Source organism: Methylobacterium ajmalii (assembly GCF_016613415.1).
Classification (GTDB): domain Bacteria; phylum Pseudomonadota; class Alphaproteobacteria; order Rhizobiales; family Beijerinckiaceae; genus Methylobacterium; species Methylobacterium ajmalii.
In genome coordinates this window covers 1-21,845 of sequence record NZ_JACWCT010000005.1, presented here as the reverse complement: position 1 = coordinate 21,845, position 21,845 = coordinate 1, and the positions used below count along the sequence as shown (strand labels likewise).

Below are 21,845 nucleotides of genomic sequence, written 5' to 3'. Positions count from 1 at the left end.
AGGGGGGAGGGGGAAACCCGAGCTTGGTCTGGCGGCTGTCGACGATGCCAACTCTCCGCAAAGTGCCGCGCGGTCCCCACGGTCGCCAAGCCCGCCCGCGGCTGCTACAGGGCCGTCCGAGATTTGCAGGTGTTGTGACCAATGACGGGTAACGGAGCCGCGGCCCCCCGGCCGGCGGCGGCGCACGAGGCGCTCCTGGCGCTGTTCGAGGACCGGGGCTACGCGCGGGTCGAGCCGCCGGTGCTGCAGCCGGTCGAGCCCTTCCTGGAGCTGTCCGGCGAGGACATCCGCCGGCGCATCTTCATCACCCAGGACGGCGCCGGGGCGGAACTCTGCCTGCGGCCCGAATACACGATTCCGGTCGGGCGTCATCACCGCGCCGTCGCCGACGGGCAGGCCGCCGATTACAGCTATCTCGGCCCGGTCTTCCGCCTGCGGGCGGCCGAGCCCGACGAGTTCCACCAGGCCGGCATCGAGTCGATCGGCCGGACCGACGTGCCGGCGGCCGATGCCGAGATCCTGGGTCTCGCCCTCGACGGGCTCGACCGGCTCGGGCGCGGCGAGGGCCAGGTGCGCCTCGGCGACATGGGCCTGATCACCGCGCTCCTCGACGCGCTGAACGTCCAGCCGGCGGCCAAGCGCCGGACGCTGCGGGCGGTGGCGGCCGGCCGCTCCCTCGACGCGGTCGCCGCGCCCGTCGCGGTCGATGCGGCCCATGCAGGCCTCCTCTCCGCCATCCAGGGCCAGGACCCGCAAGGGGTGCGCGCCTTCGTCGAGGACGTGCTCGCCATCGCGGGCATCAGCCGGGTCGGCGGCCGCACCGCCGGCGAGATCGCCGAGCGCTTCCTCGCCAAGGCGGCGGCCCATGCCGAGGGCGGCGCCGGCCTCGGCGCCCGCGCCCGCGAGGTGCTGGACGCCTATCTCGCCCTCACGGGCGATCCCGACGCCGCGGCATCGGCCGCCCGCGACCTCGCCCGCCGGGCCGGCCTCGACGACCCGCGGCTCGAGGCGGCGCTCGCCCTGTTCGAGGAGCGCAACGGCTTCATCGCCGCCCGCGGCCTGCCGCTCGAGCGCTTCGTGTTCACCGGCAGCTTCGCCCGCAACCTCGACTACTACACCGGCTTCATCTTCGAGGTCGCGGACGGGGAGGGGGGCGAGTCCGCCGCAGGCATCAAGCCCCTGGTCGGCGGGGGGCGCTACGACGGCCTGCTCCAGCATCTCGGCAGCCCGGACGCCTTGCCGGCGGTGGGCTGCTCGTTCTGGCTCGAACGCCTCGGGGGTGAGCGCTGATGAGCGACACGATGATGGCAAGGACGATGGCAAGTCCCGTCGATGGCCCCCTGGTTCTCGCGGTGCCCTCGAAGGGCCGCCTGCAGGAGAACGCCGCCGCCTTCTTCGGCCGCGCCGGCCTAACGCTCGCCCAGACCAGCGGCGCCCGCGACTATCGCGGCCGGCTGAAAGGGGTGGAGGGGGTCGAGGTGCGCTTCCTCTCGGCCTCCGAGATCGCCGGCCAGCTCGCCAGCGGCGCGGCGCATCTCGGCATCACCGGCGAGGACCTGATCCGCGAGACCCTGCCGGACGCCGCCGGGCAGGTCGAGCTGCTGACCCCGCTCGGCTTCGGCCAGGCCACCGTGGTGGTGGCGGTGCCCCAGGCCTGGATCGACGTGCGCTCGATGAGCGACCTCGACGAGGTGGCGAGCGACATGCGGGTGCGCCACGGCAAGCGCCTGCGCATCGCCACCAAGTACGTCAACCTGACCCGCCGCTTCTTCGCCGAGCACGGCGTCGCCGACTACCGCATCGTCGAGAGCCTGGGGGCCACCGAGGGCGCGCCGGCCTCCGGCAGCGCCGAGATCATCGTCGACATCACCACGACCGGCGCCACGCTCGCGGCGAACGCCCTGAAGATCCTCGACGACGGGGTGATCCTGCGCTCGGAGGCCAACCTCGTCGCCTCGCTCGCCGCCTCGTGGAGCGAGACCCCGCGCCGCGCCGTCCAGGCCGTGCTCGGCCGCATCAGCGCCGAGGAGCGGGCCCGCACCACCCGGGAGCTCCGGGCGGGGATGCCGGCGTCCGGCGAGATCGACCTCGCGGGTCTCGCCGCCCTGCACGAGGCCGAATTGCCCTACGGCGCGCCGGAGGGACGCGGCGAGATCGTGCTGCGCTGCCCCTCCGATGCGGTGTTTGGGCTCGCCGAGGCGCTGGTTCAGGCCGGCGCCCAGGCGGTGAGCGTGCGGCGGATCGACTACGCCTTCGCGGCGGAGAACCCGCTGGTGGAGCGGTTGCTGGGCCGGCTGACGTAAGCGGGCTTGGGCGCCTTGCCGTGCTGCGATCCGCGGGACCGGAGACGGAGGGCGCCCGGCGATGACGGAATTGCTTCGGCGAGCGGCGGCGGCATTGGAGCGGTTGCCCCCCGACCGGCAGGACGTGATCGCCCGCGGCGAGCTCGTGACCAACGAAGAGGTGAAAACGACGTTCCGCAGTTTCGTACGGTGAAGCGATCAAGCCGTCACCTAGTTCCAAAATAGAACGCTGCTTCCTCAACGGTACGACTGTTCGCGGAAGGAAATGTGCGAGCTTTTTCCCTTCCCTCCTCTGCGGGGGAGGGTGGCGAACGCAGTGAGCCGGGAGAGGGGACGCCGCTTCCGAAGAGTCGCGAGAGTTTTGACAGGCGCCCTGCCTGGCACCGTCGCGCTGCCCCTCTCCCGCCCCGCTCCGCGGGGCACCCTCCCCCGCAGAGGGGGGAGGGAAAAAAGCCCGCGTCCTTGGCTTTTCCCCGAACGGCCCTGCCCTGCAAGGGAGAGGAGAACGGACTTCCGCGCTACTCCGCCGCCTCGACGAACACCGTCCCGGCCCGCGGCAGGTTCAGCACGTCCCACACTTCCACCAGGGCTTCCGTCAGCGCCGCGATATGCGCCTCGCCGTGGAACGGCGAGGGCGTGATGCGCAGGCGCTCGGTGCCGCGGGGCACGGTGGGGTAGTTGATCGGCTGGATGTAGATGCCGTGGCGCTCCAGCAGCCGGTCGGCCGCCGCCTTGCAGGCCTCCGCGTCGCCGACCATCACCGGGACGATGTGGGTCTCGGTGGCGAGTACCGGCAGGCCGGCATCGAGGAGGGCGGCCTTGGTGCGGGCGGCCTGGCGCTGGTGCGCCTCGCGCTCGGTGCCCGACTGCTTGAGGTGGCGGATCGACGCGATGGCGGCGGCGGCGATCGCCGGGGGGAGCGCGGTCGTGAAGATGAAGCCGGGGGCGTGGCTGCGCACCGCGTCGCAGAGCGCCGCCGAGCCGGTGATGTAGCCGCCGACGCAGCCGAAGCCCTTGGCGAGCGTGCCCTCGATCACGTCGACCCGGTCCATCACCCGGTCGCGCTCGGCGATGCCGGCGCCGCGCGGCCCGTAGAGGCCGACCGCGTGGACCTCGTCGAGGTAGGTCATGGCGCCGTAACGCTCGGCGAGGTCGCAGATCCTGCCGATCGGCGCCACGTCGCCGTCCATCGAGTAGACGCTCTCAAAGGCGATCAGCTTCGGCCGGTCGCCGGCGGCGATCAGCAGCTCCTCGAGGTGGGCGAGGTCGTTGTGGCGGAAGATCTGCTTGTCGCAGCCCGACTGGCGCACGCCCTCGATCATCGAGTTGTGGTTGAAGGCGTCCGACAGGATCAGGCAATGCGGGATCAGCTTGGCGATCGTCGAGATGCCGGCCTGGTTCGAGACGTAGCCGGAGGTGAAGACGAGGCCCGCCTCCTTGCCGTGCAGGTCGGCGAGCTCGCGCTCCAGGTCGACGAGCGGCGAATTGTTGCCGGCGATGTTGCGGGTGCCGCCGGCGCCGACGCCGCAGCGCTGCGCGGTCTCGGTGAGCGCGCCCACCACCGCCGGGTGCTGACCCATGCCGAGATAGTCGTTCGAGCACCACACGGTGATCTCGCGGGTGGTGGCGTCGGGACGGCGCCACTGCGCGGCGGGAAAGCGGCCGTTGATGCGCTCGATGTCGGCGAAGACGCGGTAGCGGCGCTCGCCGTGCAGGCGCTCGATGGCGCCGCGGAAGAGGGCCTGGTAGTCGGTCGCGCCCTGAACGGGGTCGGGGCGGGTCTCGGGCCGGGTCTCGGGCATCGTGGTCCTTCGCGGTCTGGCCGGACGGCTGTCCGGGGCGGGACCGGGCGAGGCCCCGGGAAGGAGCCCGTCCGCGCGGCGTGGGACCGGGATCGCCGATCCGCCGCTGGTCGCGCCTTGATCTCGCTCAAATGCGACGGCTTTGTCTTTTGAAAAAGTCGAGGGCGAGGCGGGCGTTCTGACGCCTCCCGCACGGGCACGGAAGCTGGAAATTGGTCATGGCGACGAAGGGTCGCGCGCGATGAGCGGGCGGGAAGACGGCAGGTCCGGCGACGGAACCCGGGAGCAGCGCCTGAAGGCGGCGCTCCGGGACAACCTCAAGCGCCGCAAGGCGCAGGCGCGGGGCCGGGAGGCGGCCGAGCCCGGCGAGGCCCCGCCGGACGCACCCGCGGATCGAACCGGCGGGGATGGGCGTTGACGCGCAAGCGTAGCGGTCGCATCGCTGCGGTGCAATAAATGGGTTTCGGAATCGGGGCGCGCTTCAATGGCGCGCCGGACGCGCCGCGAGAGGCGCGAGGGACGTTCTCACCATGGATCGCATTCACATCGTCGGCGGAAAGCCGCTTCACGGCATCATCCCGATCTCGGGGGCCAAGAACGCGGCCCTGCCGCTGATGATCGCCAGCCTGCTCACCGGCGAGACGCTCGAGCTCTCGAACGTGCCCCGGCTCGCCGACGTCGCCTCGCTCCTGCGCATCCTCGGCAATCACGGCGTCGACCACATGGTGGTGGGCAAGCGTCCGGGCCAGACCACCGAGGCCGGCCAGACGATCCGGCTCACCGCCTCGAACGTCATCGACACCACGGCGCCCTACGACCTCGTCTCGACCATGCGGGCGAGCTTCTGGGTGATCGCGCCGCTGCTCGCCCGCTTCGGCGAGGCGCGGGTGTCGCTGCCGGGCGGCTGCGCCATCGGCACGCGCCCGGTCGACCTGCTGCTGATGGCGCTGGAGACGCTCGGCGCCACGATCGAGATCGACGGCGGCTACGCGGTGGCGCGCACCAAGAACGGCTTGCGCGGCGGCGAGATCAAGTTCCCGAAGGTCACGGTCGGCGGCACCCACGTCGCCCTGATGGCGGCGGTGCTGGCGCACGGCACCACGGTGATCGAGAACGCCGCCCGCGAGCCGGAGGTGGTGGATCTCGCCGCCTGCCTGACCCGGATGGGCGCGCGGATCGAGGGCGCCGGCACGCCCCGCATCGAGATCGAGGGCGTGTCGCGCCTCTCGGGCGCCCGCCACGCGGTGCTGCCCGACCGGATCGAGACCGGCACCTACGCGATGGCGGTGGCGATGACCGGCGGCGACGTGACGCTCGAGAACACCCGGGCCGACCTCCTGCACAGCGCGCTCGACATCCTGGGCACCACCGGCACCGAGGTCACGCCGCTCGACCACGGCATCCGGGTGCGCCGCAACGGCCACGGCATCGCGGCGGTCGACATCACCACCGATCCGTTCCCGGGCTTCCCGACCGACCTCCAGGCCCAGTTCATGGCCCTGATGACCCGGGCCAAGGGCCAGTCGCGCATCCGCGAGACGATCTTCGAGAACCGCTTCATGCACGTGCAGGAGCTCGCCCGCCTCGGCGCGAAGATCCGGCTCGAGGGCGACGTCGCGGTGGTCGAGGGCGTCGAGCGTCTCAAGGGCGCGCCCGTGATGGCGACCGACCTGCGCGCCTCGGTCTCGCTGGTCATCGCCGGGCTCGCCGCCGAGGGCGAGACCCAGATCAACCGGGTCTACCACCTCGACCGCGGCTTCGAGGCGCTGGAGGCCAAGCTCGTGCGCTGCGGCGCCGAGATCCGCCGCGAGCGGGTGTGAAGTCCACTTCCAGACGATCGGGCGATGGGATCTAACAAAAGACGCGCGTGAACCGGCCCGGCGGATGTTCCCGCCGGGCTCAAGCCTCCATTAGGCTTGAGTCGCGTCAACCGTTGTCCGGGCGGCCGGGGGCCGGCATCGTGCCGCCACTCTCGGTCGATCGCGGGCGGGAGCGGTTCAACCGGAGCGATCCCGTGCCCTCTCTCTCAACCAAGCTGATCCCGCCCGGGATGCTGAACGTCATCAAGCGTTCGCCGTCCCTCTACGCCGCCGGGCGCAAGGCCCGCTTCGCGCTCGGCTCGCGCCTCGGCGCCCGGCCGGTCGCCGGCATCGGCCGGGCCCACTACAACGACTTCATGCTGACCTCGACCGCCCCCGACCGGGTGGCGAGCTATACGACGGGCGCACGCCAGTTCGTCGACATCCTGGAGACGGCGCTCAGGGAGGCCGGGCGCGACTGGGACTCGGTCGGCCAGGCGCTGGAGATCGGCTGCGGCTACGGCCGCATCGTGCGCGAGCTGTCGCGGCGGCTGCCGGGCAACCGCATCGCGGTCTGCGACGTGATCGACGAGGGCGCCCGCTTCACGGCGTCCGAGTTCGGCGCGACCCAGGTGCCGGTGATGGAGCGCGCCGCGGTCAAGCCGTCCGCGGCCTACGACCTGATCTACCTGCTCTCGGTCTACACCCATCTGCCGCGGGACTTCGTGGTCTCGAACCTGCGCGACGTCGCCCGCGCCCTGAAGCCCGGCGGCGTCGCGGTGTTCACCATCCACGGCCAGGGCTCGGCCGAGACGGCGGAGCGTTACGAGCAGTACTGGCTCGACAAGCCGGGGGTGCTCTCGGCGATGGCGCAGGCCGGCTACTACTACGCCCGCTACCCCTACTACACCGACGAGTACGGCCTGACCTGGTTCACCAAGGACGCGGTCGAGCGCCTGGTGGCCGAGGCGGCGCCGGAGCTGGAGCCCGTCTCGTACCGGCCGATGCAGCTCGACGCGCACCAGGACGTCTACGTCTATCGCAAGCGCGGCTGAACGGGTGCCGGGGCGGATCGGATCCGCCCCGGCCCGGTCCTCAGGCCGCCGCCTCCGCGGGCTTGGTCCGCTCGGCGGCGAGCCGGGTGACGGCGGCGAAGTCGACCTTGCCGGAGCCGAGCTGGGGCAGCGCGTCCACCGCCACGATCTCGGCCGGCACGGCGAGCTCGCTGAGGCCGCTGGCCCGGGCGCGCGCCTGGAAGGCGGCGCGGGTCGCATCCTTCTTCTCGGTCACCAGCACCAGCCGCTCGCCCTTGCGGGCATCGGGCAGGGCCGCCACCGCGCTGGCGGCGTCGGGATAGAGCTCGGCGGCGACCGCCTCGACCGCGGCGAGCGAGATCATCTCGCCCCCGACCTTGGCGAAGCGCTTGGCCCGGCCGCGGATGGTGACGAAGCCGTCCGCGTCGATCGTCACGATGTCGCCGGTGTCGTGCCAGCCCTCGGCCGGGGCCTCCAGCACGCCGGGCTTCTCGGCCCTGAGGTAGCCCAGCATCACGTTGGGGCCGCGCACGAACAGGCGCCCGCCTTCCGTGACGCCCGGGACCGGCTCGAGGCGCGCCTCCATGCCGGGCATGACCCGCCCGACCGTGCCGAAGCGGTTGAACATCGGGGTGTTGAGCGCCAGCACCGGCGCCGTCTCGGTGACGCCGTAGCCCTCCAGGATCCGCAGGCCGAACTTTTCGGCGTAGGCCTTGCGGGTCGCCGGCTTCACCGGCTCGGCCCCGGCCAGGATGTAGCGCAGCGAGCGGAAGTCGTAGGCGTGGGCGACCCGGGCGTAGCCGGCCAGGAACGTGTCGGTGCCGAACAGGATGGTCGCGTTCGAGCCGTAGACCAGCTCGGGCACGATCCGGTAGTGCAGCGGCGAGGGGTAGAGATAGACCGGCACGCCGGAGACCAGCGGCAGCACCAGCCCGACGGTGAGCCCGAACGAGTGGAACACCGGCAGGACGTTGAACACCTTGTCGGTGCGGCCGAAATCGATCCGCGCCTGGGCCTGGGCGGCGTTGGCCAGCATGTTGCGGTGGGAGAGCACCACGCCCTTCGGCGTGCCCTCGCTGCCCGACGTGAACAGGATCGCGGCCGGGTCCTCGGGCTTGCGGGGGTGGATCGCCTGCCGCCAGCCCAAGAATCCGCGCAGCTTGTCGAGACGGCCGACCCGGCTCCGCACGTCCTCCAGGTAGACGATGGTCAGGCTCTGGCTCAGCGTCTCCAGGAGCGCGTCGAGGCGGCCCTTCTGCACGAAGGCCCGGGAGGTGACGATGGTCTCGACCTCCGCGGCCTTGCAGGCGCTGAGGATGTTGGCCGGGCCGGCCGTGAAGTTGATCATCGCCGGCACGCGGCCGGCCGACATCACGCCGAGCACGGTGACGGCCGCCGCGTTGGCGTTCGGCAGCATCACGCCGATGGCGCGGCCCTGCGGCGCCAGCGGCCCGAGCTTGGCGCCCAGCACCCGGGCGCCCATCAGCAGGCGCCGGTAGGTGAGCGTGCCGGTGACCGGATCCTCGAGCGCGACGCGGGCTCCGCCCTCGCGCTCGGCCGCCTCGACCACGGCGTCGAACACCGTGCGGTCGATCGGTGCGGTGCGGAAGATCAGGTCCGACATCACCCCGTAGAGCGCCGCGCCGGCGGCCTGGCGGCGGGCCTTGCCCTTGAGCGCCGGATCGACCTCGAGCCGCACCGGCTCCAGCACCGTCACGATGAACTTGGGCCACCAGCGCCGGCGGACCTGGGCCCGGGACAGGCGCGAGAACGCCGTCCGCTCCGGCCCCTCGATCTTCACCGGCACGACCGGCACGCCGGACTTGTCGGCGATGAGGCCGGCGCCGTCATAGACCTTCATCAGGCTGCCGGTGACGGTGAGGCGGCCTTCGGGGAAGATGATCAGGGTCTCGCCGCCCTTGACGGCGTTGATGAGCGTGCGCGTCGCCATCGGCTTCGTCGGGTCGAGCGGCAGCGCCCGGGTCAGCCACAGGAACGGCTTCACCCACCATTTCTGCGCGATGGTATGGTCGATGGCGAAGGTCGGCTCGCGCTCGGTCAGCGACAGGGCGAGGCCCGCATCCAGGAAGCTGACGTGGTTGAGGGCGATGATGGCGTTCGGCCCGGCCTTCTCGATGTTCTCCAGGCCCCGCACCTCGAGCCGGTAGAAGGCCCGGAAGACGATCGACAGGAAGTCGCGGAACCCGCTCGTCGGCAGGACCGCCATGACGGCGACGCCGGCGACGAGGTTGGCGATGCCCACGATCAGGAACTGCCCGGCCGAGGACAGGCCGGCCTTCTGCAGCACCGCGAGGCTGACGGCGCCGAGCACGATGAAGGCGGCGGCGAGCACGTTCGAGGCCGCGATGACCCGGGCCCGGCGCTCCTTCGGGGTCCAGGCCTGGAGCGCGGCGAAGGAGGGCACGATGAACAGGCCGGCGGCGGCGGCGAGCACCACGAAATCGACCGCGATGCGGGCGCCGCGCCACGACCCCAGGAACTCGAGGGCGCCGACGGGGGAGGGGGGCGGGACGCTCGCCGACGCCACGAGCGCGAGGTCGAGGGAGACGAGGCCCATGATCAGCGCCGCGATCGGGGTCGGCAGCATCACGATCCGCCCGGCGCAGAGCCAGGAGGCGAGGCCGGAGCCGAGCGCCACGCCGATCGAGAACAGGGCGAGAAGCGCCGTCACCACGGTCTCGTCGCCGCCGAAGGTGCGCTTCACCAGGGCCGGCAGCAGGGCCAGCACCACGGCGCCGACGAGCCAGAACCAGCTGGTGATGAGCCCGGTGCGCCACAGCCGCGTATCCTCGTAGAGGTCGCGCATCAGGGAGCCGGTCGAGCGCAGCACGTTGCGGTCGACCTCGAGGGTGGGCGCCGCCTCGCCGGTCGTCGGGATGGCGAGGCTGGCGAGCCAGCACAGGCCGGCAAAGCCCATCACCAGGAGGCCGAAGGCGTGCGCCCCGCCATGGGTGACCGCGAGCCCGCCCGCGATGGTGCCGGTGAGGATGGCGAGGAAGGTGGCGGCCTCGATGAGCGCGTTGCCGGCCGGCAGCTCGGCGCGCGCCAGGTGGTCGGGCAGGATGCCGTACTTGATCGGCCCGAACAGGGCCGCGACGATCCCGAACAGGACGAGGGCCACGAACAGGATCGGCACTGAGGAAAGCCAGAACCCGAGCACCGCGACGGCCGCCGCCAGGATCTCCGCCGCCTTGAGGCGGCGGGCGACGTAGGCCTTGTCGTAGCGGTCGGCGAGCTGGCCGCCGAGGCCGGACAGGAAGAAGAACGGCGCGATGAACGCCGCGCCGGCCAGCGTCACCAGGGCCGCCGAGCCGCCATCCGCGCCGCCGCCGACCCCGCCCGCCCCGAACATGATCAGGAACACCAGGGCGTTCTTGAGGAAGTTGTCGTTGAAGGCGGAGAAGAACTGGCACCAGAACAGGGGCGCGAAGCGCCGGCTGGCCATCAGCGATCCTGACATCGGGGCGTTCCTCGCTGGGTGTTGCGTCGTGCGTGGAGGCCGGGTCCCGGCCGCCGCGGAAGAGTGCTTAGCCGGTAAACCCTAATCGGCTTTGTTGCCGCGGTCTGCGGCGATCCGATGTCGGGCCGCCGCGCGCGAGAACCGGCTATTCCTTGCCCATCTCCATCAGCAGGCGCTCGGCCCGGGCATCCTCGATGCGGTTGACGAGACGCTTGCCCTCGTGGACGTCGCGCACGGTCTTGACCATCGTGATGCAGGACTGGACCAGCATCGTCACGCCCATGGCGAGGTAGGCCTTGGTCCAGAGGTCGAGGGGCAGGAACAGGATGCCGCCCGCCACCATGGTGGCGGCGCCGATGAACGAGGCGTAGGTGAACGCCACCCAGGCCGAGGTGTGCTGCGTGGTCTGCTGGGTCATGACGGTGTCTCCTCGAAAACGGGATGCGGGTTCGGTGCGGTCAGGCGGTGCCGGCTTCGGTCTGCGCCTCTGTCTGGCGCTTGGCCTGCTCCTTGGCCTGCGCCTTGGCGCGCAGGCGCTCCATCACGCTGCCGGCGCTCGGCCTGGGGCGCGGGCTGAAGCCGGCCTCCTCCAGGCGCTCGCACAGGGATTCGGGCGCCGCCGCGTCGATGATCGCCATCGCCTCGTCGGAGGCGGCGTCGGCGGCCTGGGCCTCGCGCAGGCGCCGCAGGGTGGCCTGCGCCTCCGCGAGCGCCGCCGGGCTCCCCGTTCCCTGCCCGCGCCGGGCCCGCAGGCGGCGCACCGCCTCCGTCGCCCGGGCGATGCGCTGGCCGCGCTCCAGCTCGGCGAACTGGTGGGTGCCCTTGCGCACCGCGCGGCGCAGGGCGGCGACCTCGGCCGCATAGGCCGCCCGGGTCGTCTCGAGGGTGAGCGCCTCCTGCTCCATCTCCGCCAGGGCCTCGGCGGCCTCCCGCGCCAGATCCTCGCGCCCGCCGGCGAGCGCCGCGACGGCGCTGGCCTCCAGATCGACCATCCTGGCGTAGAGCGCCGTCTGCCGCTTGGCGTCGACGGCCTCCTGGGCGATGGCCCGCCCGAGCGCCCGGCGGCTGTCGTCGAGGGCGGCGGCCGCGTCGCGCAGCTGCTGCTCTAGGATCAGGAAGGCGTGCTGGTCGTGGAGGTCCTCGGCGGCGCGGGCGGCTGCGCCCCGGACGAGGGTGGAGAGGAGGTTGAGCATCGTCGGCTCCGGTTCCGTGAACGTTGTTCACGAAGGCACCTTTCCACAGCTGTGAACGTTGTTCAAGCGCAAATTTGAACATCGTTCACGCATGTGCGGAGACGCACGAGGTACGAAGATGCGACAACGCACGGCGAGAGGTGGGAACGGCATGCGCAACGAGGACAGGCGGGACCGGCTGCGGATGGCGCTGATCGACGCCGCGGAGGCCACCATCGCGGCCGACGGCCTGGCGGCGCTCAAGGCGCGGGACCTCGCCAAGGAGGTCGGCTGCGCGCTCGGGGCGATCTACACCGCGTTTCCCGACCTCGACGCCCTGATCCTCACGGTGAACCTGCGCACCCTCGCCCTGTTCGAGCGGGCGATCACCGAGGTGACGATCGCGCCGCCGCCGCCGACGGGCGCGGCGAGCCCGGCCGAGCGGGCGGCGGCGGCCGACACCCTGGTGCGGCTGGCGGTGGGCTACCTGCACTTCGCCGCCGAGAACCCGGCCCGCTGGCGCGCGCTGTTCCAGCACCGGATCACGCAGGCGCTGCCCGACTGGTACCTCGTGGAGCAGGTGCGCCTGTTTCGCTACATCGAGACCCCGTTGCAGGTCCTGCGGCCCGGCCTCGGTGACCGCGAGCGGGCGCTCCTCGCCCGCTCGCTGTTCTCGGCCACCCACGGCCTCGTCAGCCTCGGCCTCGACGAGAAGCTGATGGTGCTGAGCGAGCCGGTCCTGCGCGGGCAGATCGAGATCGTGGTCGGGGCGCTGGGGCGGGGGCTGGCGGAGGGGTGACGACCGGTCCTGCGGATCGGATGCCGCTGGGCTACCGGACGGGCTACCAGGGAAGCGTTTCCCCCCGATAATCCAAGTAGACGCAGCCCCGCTGCCCGAGTTGCCCCTCGATCACCGCCGCCATCCCGTCCGCGCTCGTCGCCACGTCGATGTCGGCGTCGGGACCGCCCATGTCGGTACGGACCCAGCCCGGATGCATCAGCACCGTGCCGAAGGGCGCGTCGCCGTGGCGGGCGGAGAAGCTGCGGGCGAGCGTGTTGAGGGCGGCCTTGCTCGCCCGGTAGCTCTCCCAGGTGCCGCCCTCGTTGAGCGACACGCTGCCGAGGATCGAGCTCATCAGCACCATCAGGCCGCCGGGGGCGACCCGGCCGGCGAAGGCCTCGGCGAAGCGGATCGGGCTCACCGCGTTGGTCTCGTAGACCTTGAGCGCCGTCGCCCGGTCGCCCTCGGGCAGCGGGACGTGGGCGCCGTCGGCGATGCCCGCGACCACGAACACCACGTCGAAGCTCTCGGATCCGAGCTCGTCGCGCAGCCGCGCCACGGCCGCGTCGTCGTCGATGTCGACCCGCCGGATCGCCGGGGCGACGGGGGTGAGGGCGGCGAGCGCCGGCGCCTCGCCCCGGGCGGTCGCGGTCACCGCCCAGCCGCGGGCGAGGAAGGCCCGGGTCAATCCCAGGCCCAGGCCCCGGGACGCCCCGACGATCAATGCGCTGCGGTCCAACTTGGCCATGGCGGTCTCCTGCGAGAGGTCTTGTCGATCCCGCGGGAGAAGTAGCGTCCCAAGCGCCGCGGCAAGCGGTCGAGTGCCGCGGCAAGCGGTCGAGTGCCGCGGCAGGTGGTCAGGCCGCTGCTGCCCGCCCCGCGCTCCAGCGCTCCACGGTGGCCAGCAATTCGTCGGGCCGGAACGGCTTGCCGACGTGGTCGTCCATCCCGGCGGCGCGGAACTGCGCGACCTGCTGGGGCAGCACGTTGGCGGTGAGCGCGACGATCGGCAGGCGGCCGAGCGGCGAGCCGAGCTCGCGGATGTGGCGCGTCGCCGTCACGCCGTCCATGCCGGGCATCTGCACGTCCATCAGCACCACGTCGTGGGCGCCGGCCTGCACCGCCAAGACCGCCTCGGCCCCGTCCGCCACCACGGTGACCCGGTGGCCGCGGCGCTCCAGGATCGCCCGGGCGATGTCCTGGTTGATCGGGCTGTCCTCGACCAGCAGCACCCGGGCCGGCCGCTCCAGCGGCGGCGGCGCCCGACGCTCCCGGCCGGCGGCCTCCTCGGCGGCCTCCGCCAGCGGCACGGCGAACCAGAAGGTCGAGCCCTCGCCGGGCCGGCTCTCGACCCCGATCTCGCCGCCCATGGTCTCGATCAGCCGCCGGCTGATCGCCAGCCCGAGGCCGGTGCCGCCGAAGCGGCGCTGGATCGACCCGTCGACCTGGGAGAAGCGCTGGAACAGCCGGCCGAGCCGGTCGGGCGGGATGCCGATCCCGGTATCGTGGATGGCGGCCTTCAGCGCGTGGCGGCCCCCGCCGAGCGGAACGCTGGCGAGGTGCAGGGTCACGCTGCCCGCGGGCGTGAACTTGATCGCGTTGTTGAGCAGGTTGAGCAGGACCTGGCGCAGCCGGTCGCGGTCGCCGACGAGGCGCGGGGCGAGGCCGGGCTCGATCCGCACCGCCAGGGCCAGGCGCTTGGCCTCGGCCGCGCTGCCGACGATGGCGACCGCGTTGTCGGCCAGCGAGGCCGGGGCGAAGGGCTGCGGGTCGAGGTCGATCTGCCCGGCCTCGATCTTCGAGAAGTCGAGGACGTCGTTGACGACCGTAAGCAGGGCCTGGCCGGCATCCTGGATCCGCTCGGCGCTGCGGGCCTGGGCCGGCGACAGGCCGCCGGCGCGCATCAGCAGGTCGGCGTAGCCGATCACGCCGTTGAGCGGCGTGCGGATCTCGTGGGACATCGTCGCCAGGAACTCGGTCTTGGCCGCACTCGCGGCCTCGGCCTGGAGCCGCGCCGCCTCGGCCACCCGGTTGGCCTCCAGCACCGCGAGCTCGCGCCGCTTGCGCTCGGTCACGTCCGAGAAGGTGCGGATCGCCCCGCCCTCGGAAAGCCGCACGGTGCGCACCTCGATCACGGTGCCGTTCGGCCGCGTGCGCTCGTAGACCGGGGGAGCGCCCAGCAGGTCGCCGGTGAGGGTGAGCCAGGGCTCGCGCCCGGCCTGCGCGTCGCCGAACTCGCCGGCGGCGTCCTGGTGGGCGACGACGTCGGCCAAGGCCGGTCGGCAATGGCGGTACTCGGGCGGCAGGCCGAGGAGGTCGATCGCCCGCTCGTTGCAGAGCTGGACGATGCCCGCGGCGTCGATCAGCAGCACCCCCTGGTCCATGTTGGCGAGCGTCGCGTCGAGGAGCGCCTTCTTGTGGCGCGGCGCCGCCTCGGCCGCCCGCCGGGCGGTGATGTCGGTGATGGTGCGCAGCACCCCGCCCTCGGCGGTAGGCGCGTTGTGGACCTCCAGGATCGTGCCGTTCGGCCGCGTGCGCTCGTAGCGCTCGCCCAGTATCGCGAGGTCGCCCACCGCGATCGCCTCCCCGAAGGCCGGATCGGTGCCGGCATATTCTCCCGCCGTCTCGAGCACCCGCCGCAGAGCCGCCCGCGACGGCCGCCCGGCCAGGAAGGCGGGGTCGAGGTCGAGAAGCTCGGCGAGGCGCCGGTTCGTCACCGCGACGGTCCCGTGCGCGTCGACCATGATCAGGCCCTGGTCCATCGCGTCGAGGGTGGTGGTGAGCACCGCCTCCTTCTCGACGAGCTCGCGGGTGCGCTCGGCGATGCGGTCCTCGAGGTCGGCGTTGCTCTTGCGCAGGGCGTCGGCCTGGCGGTGCAGGGTGGCGGAGGTCTCGGCCAGCACCGCCCCGACCTCGTTGACCTCGCGCACCGGCGTCACCGGCGTGCGCAGCGGGATGCCCCGGCTGAGGTCGTCCGCCGCCTCGGCGAGGAGCGCCTTGGCCAGCAGGATGCGGCGCCCGGCATGGAGCGAGGCGAGGAGGGCGATCAGCCCGAGGCCGAGCACCACCGGCGCCAGCACCATGACGGAGGTGGCGAGCGGCGCCTGCAGCGCCGCCTGGGAGACGCCGATCGTCACCACCCAGCCCGACGGTACCGAGCGGTGGTGGGTGCCGAAGACCGGAATGCCGCTGAGGTTGCGGCCCCGCCACTGCCCGGTCGTCCCGCCGATCGTCCCGAAGCCCGGCAGCGGCTTGCCGGCCGCGGCGTCGGTCTCGACCGAGCGGCCGATGATGATCCCGGCCCGGTCGGCGATCGAGCCGGAATAGGGGGCGGCCACGCCCGCCGCCCGCAGGATCTGCCCGAACAGCGAGGCCGGCAGCGTCGCGGTGAGGAGATGGGTCACCGTGTCCCCGCGCCGCACCGGCACCGTGACGGCGACGACCGCCCGGCCCGATCCGGCCTCGGCGAACAGGCCCGAGATCGCCGGCGCGCCGGTCTCCTGTACGATCGGGTCGTCGGCGAGGGCGCCGCCCGGCAGGGCCGCGCCCCGGGGCAGCCGGGTGTTCACCCGCTCGCGGCCGTCCGGATCGCGCAGCACGATCTCGACCCCCGGCAGGCGCACCAGCTCCCGCGCCTGGCGGTCGAACCGGGCGTCGTCGCCCGCCTCCAGTGCCGGCGAGGTGGCGAGCGCCCGCAGCATCGCGACCTGGCCGCCGAGGAAGCCGTCGATCTGCTCGACCGCGTGGGCGTTGAGCGTCGCGGTGCGCTCCTCCATCCGGGCCTGCTCGGCCTGGACCCAGCGCTGGGCGATCAGCCCGATGATGATGAGCGCCGGCACGAGCAGGGCCGCGGCCAGCGCCGTGACGTGGGCCCAGAGGGGACGGGCGCGCACGCGCCGCGGATTCGCCGCGGCCTCGGCCGCACCCTCGCCTGTGTGGTCGTGATCGGACACGCGTTCCCGGCCTGGCGGCCTCGCGCCCACCGCGAGCAGTCCGCCTCCGGTAGAAGACTGACAAACCGGCGTGTTGGCAAGGTGATCACCCGCCGTGGCGCCGGTTCATCCAACATAGGCCGTTGCTCGCCCCGGGATAGTCCGTTCGGCGGAGCGGGCGCTGGGCAAGCTGCCCCCAGTCCCCCCGCCCCTCAGTCGCCCCGCTCTCAATCCATGTCGCGGCTGGAATCCCCGGCATCGAGCCCGTCGAGGTCGTCCTCGGCCTCGCCGTCGGAATCGTGCGCGTCGAGGCCGGCGGCCTCGGCGAGGTTGCGGGCGGCGCGGCGCAGGAGCTTGCGCAGGCGCCGGCGCTCCTTGCCGTCGAAGCCGTCGAGCATCTCGGCCTCGACGTCGTCCCAGATGCCCTCGATCGCCGCCGCCTTGGCCATGCCGGCCTCGGTCAGGCGGACCCGCACGACCCGGCCGTCCCCGGCCTCGGTGCGGCGCTCGACCACCCCCATGGCGGCGAGCCGCGTGATGGTCTTCGAGGCGGTGGGCGGGCGCACCCGCAGGGTGGCGGCGAGGTCGCCCATGGTCATGGTGCCGGCGGCGGCGAGGGCCTGGACCACCTGCTCCTGGCCGGCGAAGAGGTCGAGATCGGCCAGGCGGTCGCCGATGCGGCCGCGGTGCAGGCGTGCCGCCTGCATCAGGGCCCAGCCGACGCTCTTGGCGCCGGGGGGCCGGAGGCGCTTGGCCGCCCGGCGCGGGGTGTCCCCGGCTACGGCCACTGCCTGCTCGCCCGATGCCATGGGTTCAGCCCCTTTTTCGAGACGGATCCTGCCGCGCCTGCACCAACGGCGCAAGGACGGAGGGCCGGGGCACCGCGGCGGCGCCCCGCACGCACATGGCAGCCCGCCTGTGACGCCTGGATGACGCGGCCCCGGTTCCGGCCCGGTCCGCCGCGGCTTATGTTGCCGGCGACGGACAGATGGCGAGGAGACGCGCATGCCGGCCCGGCCCTGGGGCGACCTGACCACCGAGGAGTGCCGCGCGGGCGCGCTCCGGGCCGCCGTGGCGGTGCTGCCGGTCGCGGCCGTGGAGCAGCACGGGCCGCACCTGCCGCTCGCGACCGACGTCGTCATCGCCGAGGGCTACCTCGCGCGCGCCGTGGCCCTCGTCCCGGACGGCCTCGACGTGCGGGTGCTGCCGGTCCAGCAGGTCGGCCTGTCGCCGGAGCACGCCGACTTTCCCGGCACCCTGACCCTCACCCCCGAGACGGCGCTGAGGGCCTGGGGCGAGATCGGCGACGGGGTGGCGCGGGCGGGCTGCCGGCGCCTCGTCGTCGTGTCCTCGCACGGCGGCAACAGCGCGCTCATGGACCTCGTGGCCCTGGGTCTGCGCGGCCGGCACGGGATGGTCGCCGTCACGACCGCCTGGAGCCGCTTCGGCACCCCGCCGGGCCTGTTTCCCGAGGACGAGGTGCGCCACGGCATCCATGGCGGCGGGATCGAGACCGCCCTGATGCTGGCCTTGCGCCCCGACCTCGTGCGCCGCGACGCGATCCGCGACTTCGTGCCGGCGACGCGGGAGATCGCGCGCAGCTATACCCATCTGCGGGCCGGCCGCCCGGCGGCCTTCGCCTGGCACGCCCAGGACCTGAACCCCGCGGGCGCCATCGGCGACGCGCGCCTCGGCACCGCTGAGGCGGGGCGGGCCCTCCTCGATCACGGCGCCCGGGCCTTCGTCGAACTCCTGCGCGACGTCGCCCGCTTTCCCCTGCCTTCTTTCCCTCCGCCGACCTTGGTCTCCCGCGGCGGCGAGTGACACACTATATCACCGGCTCGCGCGGCGCCCCGGCGGCGCCCGCCCCCGGTCCGGTTGCAGAAGAAGCCTCCCGCATGTCCGACAAGATCCCCGTCACGGTGCTCACCGGCTACCTCGGCGCCGGCAAGACCACGCTCCTCAACCGCATCCTCACCGAGCCGCACGGCAAGCGCTACGCCGTGATCGTCAACGAGTTCGGCGAGATCGGCATCGACAACGACCTCGTCGTCGGCGCCGACGAGGAAGTGTTCGAGATGAACAACGGCTGCATCTGCTGCACCGTGCGCGGCGACCTGATCCGCATCATGGACGGGCTGATGAAGCGCAAGGGCAAGTTCGACGCGATCATCGTCGAGACCACCGGCCTCGCCGATCCGGCCCCGGTCGCCCAGACCTTCTTCGTCGACCAGGATGTCGGCGAGGCCGCCACCCTCGACGCGGTGGTGACGGTGGTCGACGCCAAGTGGCTGTCCGAGCGCCTGAAGGACGCCCCCGAGGCCAAGAACCAGGTCGCCTTCGCGGACGTGATCCTGCTCAACAAGTCCGACCTCGTCGACGAGGCGGGCCTGGACAGCGTCGAGCGCCAGATCCGCGCCCTCAACCCGTCCGCCGAGATCCACCGCACCCAGCACTGCGCCGTGCCGCTCGACACGGTGCTCGGCCGCAACGCCTTCGACCTCGCCCGCATCATCGAGATCGAGCCCGAGTTCCTGGAGGAGGGGCACCACCACCACCATTCCGACGAGATCCAGTCGATCTCGGCCCGGCTGCCCGGCGCGGTCGACCCCAACAAGTTCATGCCGTGGATCTCCGACCTGACCCAGGTCCAGGGCCCCGACATCCTGCGCTGCAAGGGCATCGTCAGCTTCCCAGACGAGCCGCGCCGCTTCGTCTTCCAGGGCGTGCACATGATCCTCGACGGCGACCTGCAGGACGAGTGGAAGCCGGGCGACCCGCGCGAGTCCCGCGTCGTCTTCATCGGCCGCCACCTCGACCCGGAGGCGATCCGCAAGGGGTTCGAGGCCTGCCGGGCCTGAGCCGCTCGCTCCCGGCTCGACCGGGAGCGAGCGATCGTTCGGCTGTGGCGGATCCTGCGCGCGCTCGCGCGCCGGACGGCCATGCCGCGGGTCGTCGGCATCGCCGCGCTATCGGGTTGGGCCCGCCACCCCGACGCGGCGCGGGGGCGCCGCGATCCGCGTCCGGGGCGCCGGTCCGGTCCACGGCTCGGCCGCAGGTCCGACGATCAAGCAGGTCCGACGATCAGGGCCTGCGCTCCGGCACGCGCGGCGCCAGCCGCAGCACCAGCGCCCCGGCCGCCATGCAGGCGAGCGAGCCGACCAGCACGCCGATCTTGGTCTCGGCTTCGAGCGCGGGGCTCGCGGCAAAGGCCAGCAGGCCGATGAACAGGCTCATCGTGAAGCCGACGCCGCACAGCAGCGCCACGCCGTAAACCTGCAGCCAGGTCGCGTGCGCCGGCCGCTGCGCCCAGCCGAGCCGGACCACGGCCAGCACGAACCCGAACACGCCGAGCTGCTTGCCGACGAACAGGCCGAGCGCCACCCCGAGCGTCACCGGGTCGAGCAGCATCGCCGGACTGAACCCGGCCAGCGAGACGCCGGCATTGGCGAACCCGAAGATCGGCAGGATGAGGAACGCCGACCACGGGTGGATGGCGTGCTCGAGGATGTGCAGCGGCGAGGTCGGGTCGTCCGGCTTGCCGACGCTGAGGCGCAGCGGGATCGTCAGCGCCACCAGCACGCCCGCGATGGTGGCGTGGATGCCGGATTTCAGGACGAACACCCACAAGACCGCGCCGAGCAGCAGGTAGGGCCACAGGCGCGCAACCCCGGCCTTGTTCATGCCGTAGAGCACGGCGAGCGTCAGGCCGGCGCCGCCGAGCATCGGCAGCGAGAGATCGGCGGTGTAGAACGCCGCGATGATGAGGACCGCGCCGAGGTCGTCGATGATGGCGAGCGCGGTCAGGAAGACCTTGAGCGAGACCGGAACGCGCGAGCCGAGCAGCGCCAGCACCCCCAGCGCGAAGGCGATGTCGGTGGCCGCGGGAATCGCCCAGCCGCGCAGGGTCTCGGGCGAGTGCCGGTTGACCGCGACGTAAACCAGCGCCGGCATCAGCATGCCGCCGAGGGCGGCGATCCCGGGGAGGATGCGATCCGGCCAGGTGCGCAGGCGCCCGTCCAGCATCTCGCGCTTGATCTCGAGGCCGACCAGCAGGAAGAACACCGCCATCAGGGCGTCGTTGATCCAGTGCAGCACCGAGAGCGGCCCGAGATGGGCCGCGAGGACGGCGAAGTAGGTCTCAGCCCAGGGCGAGTTCGCGACGACCAGCGCCAGGGCGGCGCTCGCCATCAGCACGAGGCCGCCGCCGGCCTCGTTGTGCAGCATGGTGCGCAGGGCCGAGAGCGGCCGGCGCACCGGCAGGGGAACCCGACCGCTCATGCCGCTGCCGTGCCGACGCGGGAAGGACGGTTCGGCGACGCCCGGCCGATCGCCGGGGGGGTCGGAGCCGGCACGGGGCCGGCCGCCGGGACCGGATCGACGCCGCGAAGGGTAGGATGGGGCATGGGCACGGGTCTCCCCCGCTGGCGGCCCGACCAACGGCAGAGAACCTGCAAGCCCCGCGCCGGGACCGCACACCTTGGCCTCCGTATCCCATCGACGGGGCCGGCGCGCAACGGGCGTCGGCGTCCCGGATGCGGTATGGGGCGGCCCTCGCCCGCCCGACCGGATCCATGACCGCCCTCACCGCCAGACTCCGCGCCCTCTACGAGGGCGACACCGACGGGGCGCACCGCTTCCGGTACGCCCTGCTTGCCTTCGACGTCGCGACGGTCGCCTTCGTGATCGCGACCTCGTTCCTGCCGCTCTCGCCCTGGGTCGCCGTCGGCGACGTGGTCCTCGGCCTCGGGGTGCTGGCCGACTTCGCCGGCCGCCTGGCGATCAGCCGGGCGCCGGCGCGCGAGTTCCTGCGCCTAAGCACCTGGACGGACGTGGTGGCGATCGCCTCGTTCCTGGCGCCGATGTTCGTGCAGGGCGTCGGCTTCCTGCGCATCCTGCGCACGCTGCGGCTCCTGCGCACCTATCAGCTGCTCGACCGGCTGCGCCGGGACAGCGGGATCTTCCGGCGCCACGAGGAGGCGATCCTGGCCGCCACCAACCTGGTGGTGTTCGTGTTCGTGATGACCGGCGTGGTCTACGTCACGCAGGCCGGCAGCAACCCGGCGATCGGCAGCCCGGTCGATGCGCTGTACTTCACGGTCACGTCGCTGACGACCACCGGTTACGGCGACATCACCCTGCCGGGCCCCTCGGGCCGGCTCATCTCGGTCGTCGTGATGATCTGCGGCGTGACCTTGTTCTTCCGCCTCGCCCAGGTGGTGTTCCGGCCCTACAAGGTGCGCTTTCCCTGCCCGACCTGCGGGCTGCAGCGCCACGAGCCGGACGCCGTGCACTGCAAGGCCTGCGGCACCGTGCTGAACATCCCCGACGACGGCGCCGACTGATCCCGACGCCCTAGGCGGTGTGGACAGTTACCGCAGCCACATGACAATAGCCGCGATGGTGACCATGGCGGCGTAGTTGCGGGCTGTCTTCTCGTAGCGTGTCGCGACGCGCCGAAACTGATTGAGCTTGGCAAAACAGCACTCGATTAGGTGACGCTCCTTATAGAGGGCTGTGTCGAGCTCATACTTCTTGGAT

Annotated in this window: 19 protein-coding genes; 10 read left to right on the top strand and 9 right to left on the bottom strand. The window is 72.5% G+C overall.

Going from position 1 to position 21,845, the window contains the following annotated elements; all coding sequences use genetic code 11:
* Positions 1-141 precede the first annotated feature (141 nt).
* The 3 genes from HPY23_RS01040 (at position 142) to HPY23_RS33500 (ending at position 2,496) form a co-directional block, all read left to right on the top strand.
* Entirely contained in the window at positions 142-1,290 is a 1,149-nt protein-coding gene (locus HPY23_RS01040; protein ID WP_091882780.1) for an ATP phosphoribosyltransferase regulatory subunit, read from the top strand.
* The gene (hisG, locus tag HPY23_RS01035; protein WP_236012969.1) at positions 1,290-2,303 is read left to right on the top strand and encodes an ATP phosphoribosyltransferase; all 1,014 of its coding nucleotides are present in this window, start codon (positions 1,290-1,292) and stop codon (positions 2,301-2,303) included. The genes HPY23_RS01040 and hisG overlap by 1 nt, the downstream gene beginning before the upstream one ends.
* A gap of 61 nt (positions 2,304-2,364) precedes the next feature.
* Entirely contained in the window at positions 2,365-2,496 is a 132-nt protein-coding gene (locus HPY23_RS33500) for a hypothetical protein (protein ID WP_268926722.1), read from the top strand.
* 325 nt (positions 2,497-2,821) lie between these two features.
* Here HPY23_RS33500 and hemA read toward each other — a convergent pair whose 3' ends face one another.
* Positions 2,822-4,105, bottom strand: a complete 1,284-nt coding sequence (gene hemA, locus HPY23_RS01030; protein WP_091882777.1) for a 5-aminolevulinate synthase — start codon at positions 4,103-4,105, stop codon at positions 2,822-2,824.
* A 241-nt stretch (positions 4,106-4,346) separates the two neighbouring features.
* Here hemA and HPY23_RS01025 point away from each other — a divergent pair, with 241 nt between their 5' ends.
* The 3 genes from HPY23_RS01025 (at position 4,347) to HPY23_RS01015 (ending at position 6,959) form a co-directional block, all read left to right on the top strand.
* Positions 4,347-4,523: a hypothetical protein gene (locus tag HPY23_RS01025; protein ID WP_167543866.1), complete on the top strand. Its 177-nt coding sequence runs from the start codon at positions 4,347-4,349 to the stop codon at positions 4,521-4,523.
* A gap of 112 nt (positions 4,524-4,635) precedes the next feature.
* Positions 4,636-5,925 carry a UDP-N-acetylglucosamine 1-carboxyvinyltransferase gene (gene murA / locus HPY23_RS01020; protein WP_091882773.1) on the top strand — a complete coding sequence of 430 codons (1,290 nt, stop codon included), beginning with the start codon at positions 4,636-4,638 and terminating at the stop codon, positions 5,923-5,925.
* Positions 5,926-6,119: 194 nt separating this feature from the next.
* A complete protein-coding gene (locus HPY23_RS01015; protein WP_139234882.1) occupies positions 6,120-6,959 on the top strand; it encodes a class I SAM-dependent methyltransferase in 840 nt (279 codons plus the stop codon).
* Positions 6,960-6,999: 40 nt separating this feature from the next.
* Here HPY23_RS01015 and HPY23_RS01010 read toward each other — a convergent pair whose 3' ends face one another.
* The 3 genes from HPY23_RS01010 to HPY23_RS01000 all read right to left on the bottom strand — a co-directional run bounded on the left by HPY23_RS01010 (position 7,000) and on the right by HPY23_RS01000 (position 11,612).
* Positions 7,000-10,419, bottom strand: coding sequence for an acyl-[ACP]--phospholipid O-acyltransferase (locus HPY23_RS01010; protein ID WP_060845245.1), 3,420 nt, complete (start codon positions 10,417-10,419; stop codon positions 7,000-7,002).
* 145 nt (positions 10,420-10,564) lie between these two features.
* The gene (locus HPY23_RS01005; protein WP_060845244.1) at positions 10,565-10,837 is read right to left on the bottom strand and encodes a YiaA/YiaB family inner membrane protein; all 273 of its coding nucleotides are present in this window, start codon (positions 10,835-10,837) and stop codon (positions 10,565-10,567) included.
* A gap of 40 nt (positions 10,838-10,877) precedes the next feature.
* Positions 10,878-11,612 carry a PspA/IM30 family protein gene (locus HPY23_RS01000; protein WP_091882770.1) on the bottom strand — a complete coding sequence of 245 codons (735 nt, stop codon included), beginning with the start codon at positions 11,610-11,612 and terminating at the stop codon, positions 10,878-10,880.
* A 151-nt stretch (positions 11,613-11,763) separates the two neighbouring features.
* Between HPY23_RS01000 and HPY23_RS00995 the strand changes: the two genes are divergently transcribed.
* Positions 11,764-12,390 (top strand): TetR/AcrR family transcriptional regulator, encoded by a 627-nt coding sequence (locus HPY23_RS00995; protein WP_091882767.1) that lies wholly within the window; start codon positions 11,764-11,766, stop codon positions 12,388-12,390.
* Positions 12,391-12,433: 43 nt separating this feature from the next.
* On the opposite strand, the gene HPY23_RS00990 is transcribed toward HPY23_RS00995, so the two are convergent.
* From HPY23_RS00990 to HPY23_RS00980, 3 genes are all read right to left on the bottom strand, one after another.
* Positions 12,434-13,120, bottom strand: coding sequence for an SDR family oxidoreductase (locus tag HPY23_RS00990; protein ID WP_060845241.1), 687 nt, complete (start codon positions 13,118-13,120; stop codon positions 12,434-12,436).
* Positions 13,121-13,229: 109 nt separating this feature from the next.
* Positions 13,230-16,265 (bottom strand): PAS-domain containing protein, encoded by a 3,036-nt coding sequence (locus tag HPY23_RS00985; RefSeq protein WP_200602095.1) that lies wholly within the window; start codon positions 16,263-16,265, stop codon positions 13,230-13,232.
* 266 nt (positions 16,266-16,531) lie between these two features.
* Positions 16,532-17,113: a MarR family winged helix-turn-helix transcriptional regulator gene (locus HPY23_RS00980; protein ID WP_060845239.1), complete on the bottom strand. Its 582-nt coding sequence runs from the start codon at positions 17,111-17,113 to the stop codon at positions 16,532-16,534.
* 196 nt (positions 17,114-17,309) lie between these two features.
* Here HPY23_RS00980 and HPY23_RS00975 point away from each other — a divergent pair, with 196 nt between their 5' ends.
* Positions 17,310-18,128: a creatininase family protein gene (locus tag HPY23_RS00975; protein ID WP_091882761.1), complete on the top strand. Its 819-nt coding sequence runs from the start codon at positions 17,310-17,312 to the stop codon at positions 18,126-18,128.
* Between the two features lie 74 nt (positions 18,129-18,202).
* A complete protein-coding gene (locus tag HPY23_RS00970) occupies positions 18,203-19,165 on the top strand; it encodes a CobW family GTP-binding protein (protein WP_060845237.1) in 963 nt (320 codons plus the stop codon).
* Between the two features lie 223 nt (positions 19,166-19,388).
* Here the strand turns inward: HPY23_RS00970 and nhaA are convergent, their stop codons facing one another.
* Positions 19,389-20,585 (bottom strand): Na+/H+ antiporter NhaA, encoded by a 1,197-nt coding sequence (nhaA, locus tag HPY23_RS00965; protein WP_060845236.1) that lies wholly within the window; start codon positions 20,583-20,585, stop codon positions 19,389-19,391.
* 293 nt (positions 20,586-20,878) lie between these two features.
* On the opposite strand from nhaA, the gene HPY23_RS00960 reads away from it, so the two are divergent.
* On the top strand, positions 20,879-21,649 hold the full coding sequence (locus tag HPY23_RS00960; RefSeq protein ID WP_091882758.1) for a potassium channel family protein: 771 nt from the start codon (positions 20,879-20,881) through the stop codon (positions 21,647-21,649).
* 27 nt (positions 21,650-21,676) lie between these two features.
* Here HPY23_RS00960 and HPY23_RS00955 read toward each other — a convergent pair.
* Positions 21,677-21,845 (bottom strand): transposase (locus HPY23_RS00955; RefSeq protein ID WP_200649537.1); only part of this gene is annotated, 169 nt, incomplete at its 5' end.

Excerpts from the sequence above, each read along its gene's own strand:
- HPY23_RS01040 (WP_091882780.1), top strand. The coding sequence starts at position 142 with ATGACGGGTAACGGAGCCGCGGCCCCCCGGCCGGCGGCGGCGCACGAG.
- hisG (WP_236012969.1), top strand. The coding sequence starts at position 1,290 with ATGAGCGACACGATGATGGCAAGGACGATGGCAAGTCCCGTCGATGGC.
- HPY23_RS33500 (WP_268926722.1), top strand. The coding sequence starts at position 2,365 with ATGACGGAATTGCTTCGGCGAGCGGCGGCGGCATTGGAGCGGTTGCCC.
- hemA (WP_091882777.1), bottom strand. The coding sequence starts at position 4,105 with ATGCCCGAGACCCGGCCCGAGACCCGCCCCGACCCCGTTCAGGGCGCG.
- HPY23_RS01025 (WP_167543866.1), top strand. The coding sequence starts at position 4,347 with ATGAGCGGGCGGGAAGACGGCAGGTCCGGCGACGGAACCCGGGAGCAG.
- murA (WP_091882773.1), top strand. The coding sequence starts at position 4,636 with ATGGATCGCATTCACATCGTCGGCGGAAAGCCGCTTCACGGCATCATC.
- HPY23_RS01010 (WP_060845245.1), bottom strand. The coding sequence starts at position 10,419 with ATGTCAGGATCGCTGATGGCCAGCCGGCGCTTCGCGCCCCTGTTCTGG.
- HPY23_RS01005 (WP_060845244.1), bottom strand. The coding sequence starts at position 10,837 with ATGACCCAGCAGACCACGCAGCACACCTCGGCCTGGGTGGCGTTCACC.
- HPY23_RS01000 (WP_091882770.1), bottom strand. The coding sequence starts at position 11,612 with ATGCTCAACCTCCTCTCCACCCTCGTCCGGGGCGCAGCCGCCCGCGCC.
- HPY23_RS00995 (WP_091882767.1), top strand. The coding sequence starts at position 11,764 with ATGCGCAACGAGGACAGGCGGGACCGGCTGCGGATGGCGCTGATCGAC.
- HPY23_RS00990 (WP_060845241.1), bottom strand. The coding sequence starts at position 13,120 with ATGGCCAAGTTGGACCGCAGCGCATTGATCGTCGGGGCGTCCCGGGGC.
- HPY23_RS00980 (WP_060845239.1), bottom strand. The coding sequence starts at position 17,113 with ATGGCATCGGGCGAGCAGGCAGTGGCCGTAGCCGGGGACACCCCGCGC.
- HPY23_RS00975 (WP_091882761.1), top strand. The coding sequence starts at position 17,310 with ATGCCGGCCCGGCCCTGGGGCGACCTGACCACCGAGGAGTGCCGCGCG.
- HPY23_RS00970 (WP_060845237.1), top strand. The coding sequence starts at position 18,203 with ATGTCCGACAAGATCCCCGTCACGGTGCTCACCGGCTACCTCGGCGCC.
- nhaA (WP_060845236.1), bottom strand. The coding sequence starts at position 20,585 with ATGAGCGGTCGGGTTCCCCTGCCGGTGCGCCGGCCGCTCTCGGCCCTG.
- HPY23_RS00960 (WP_091882758.1), top strand. The coding sequence starts at position 20,879 with ATGACCGCCCTCACCGCCAGACTCCGCGCCCTCTACGAGGGCGACACC.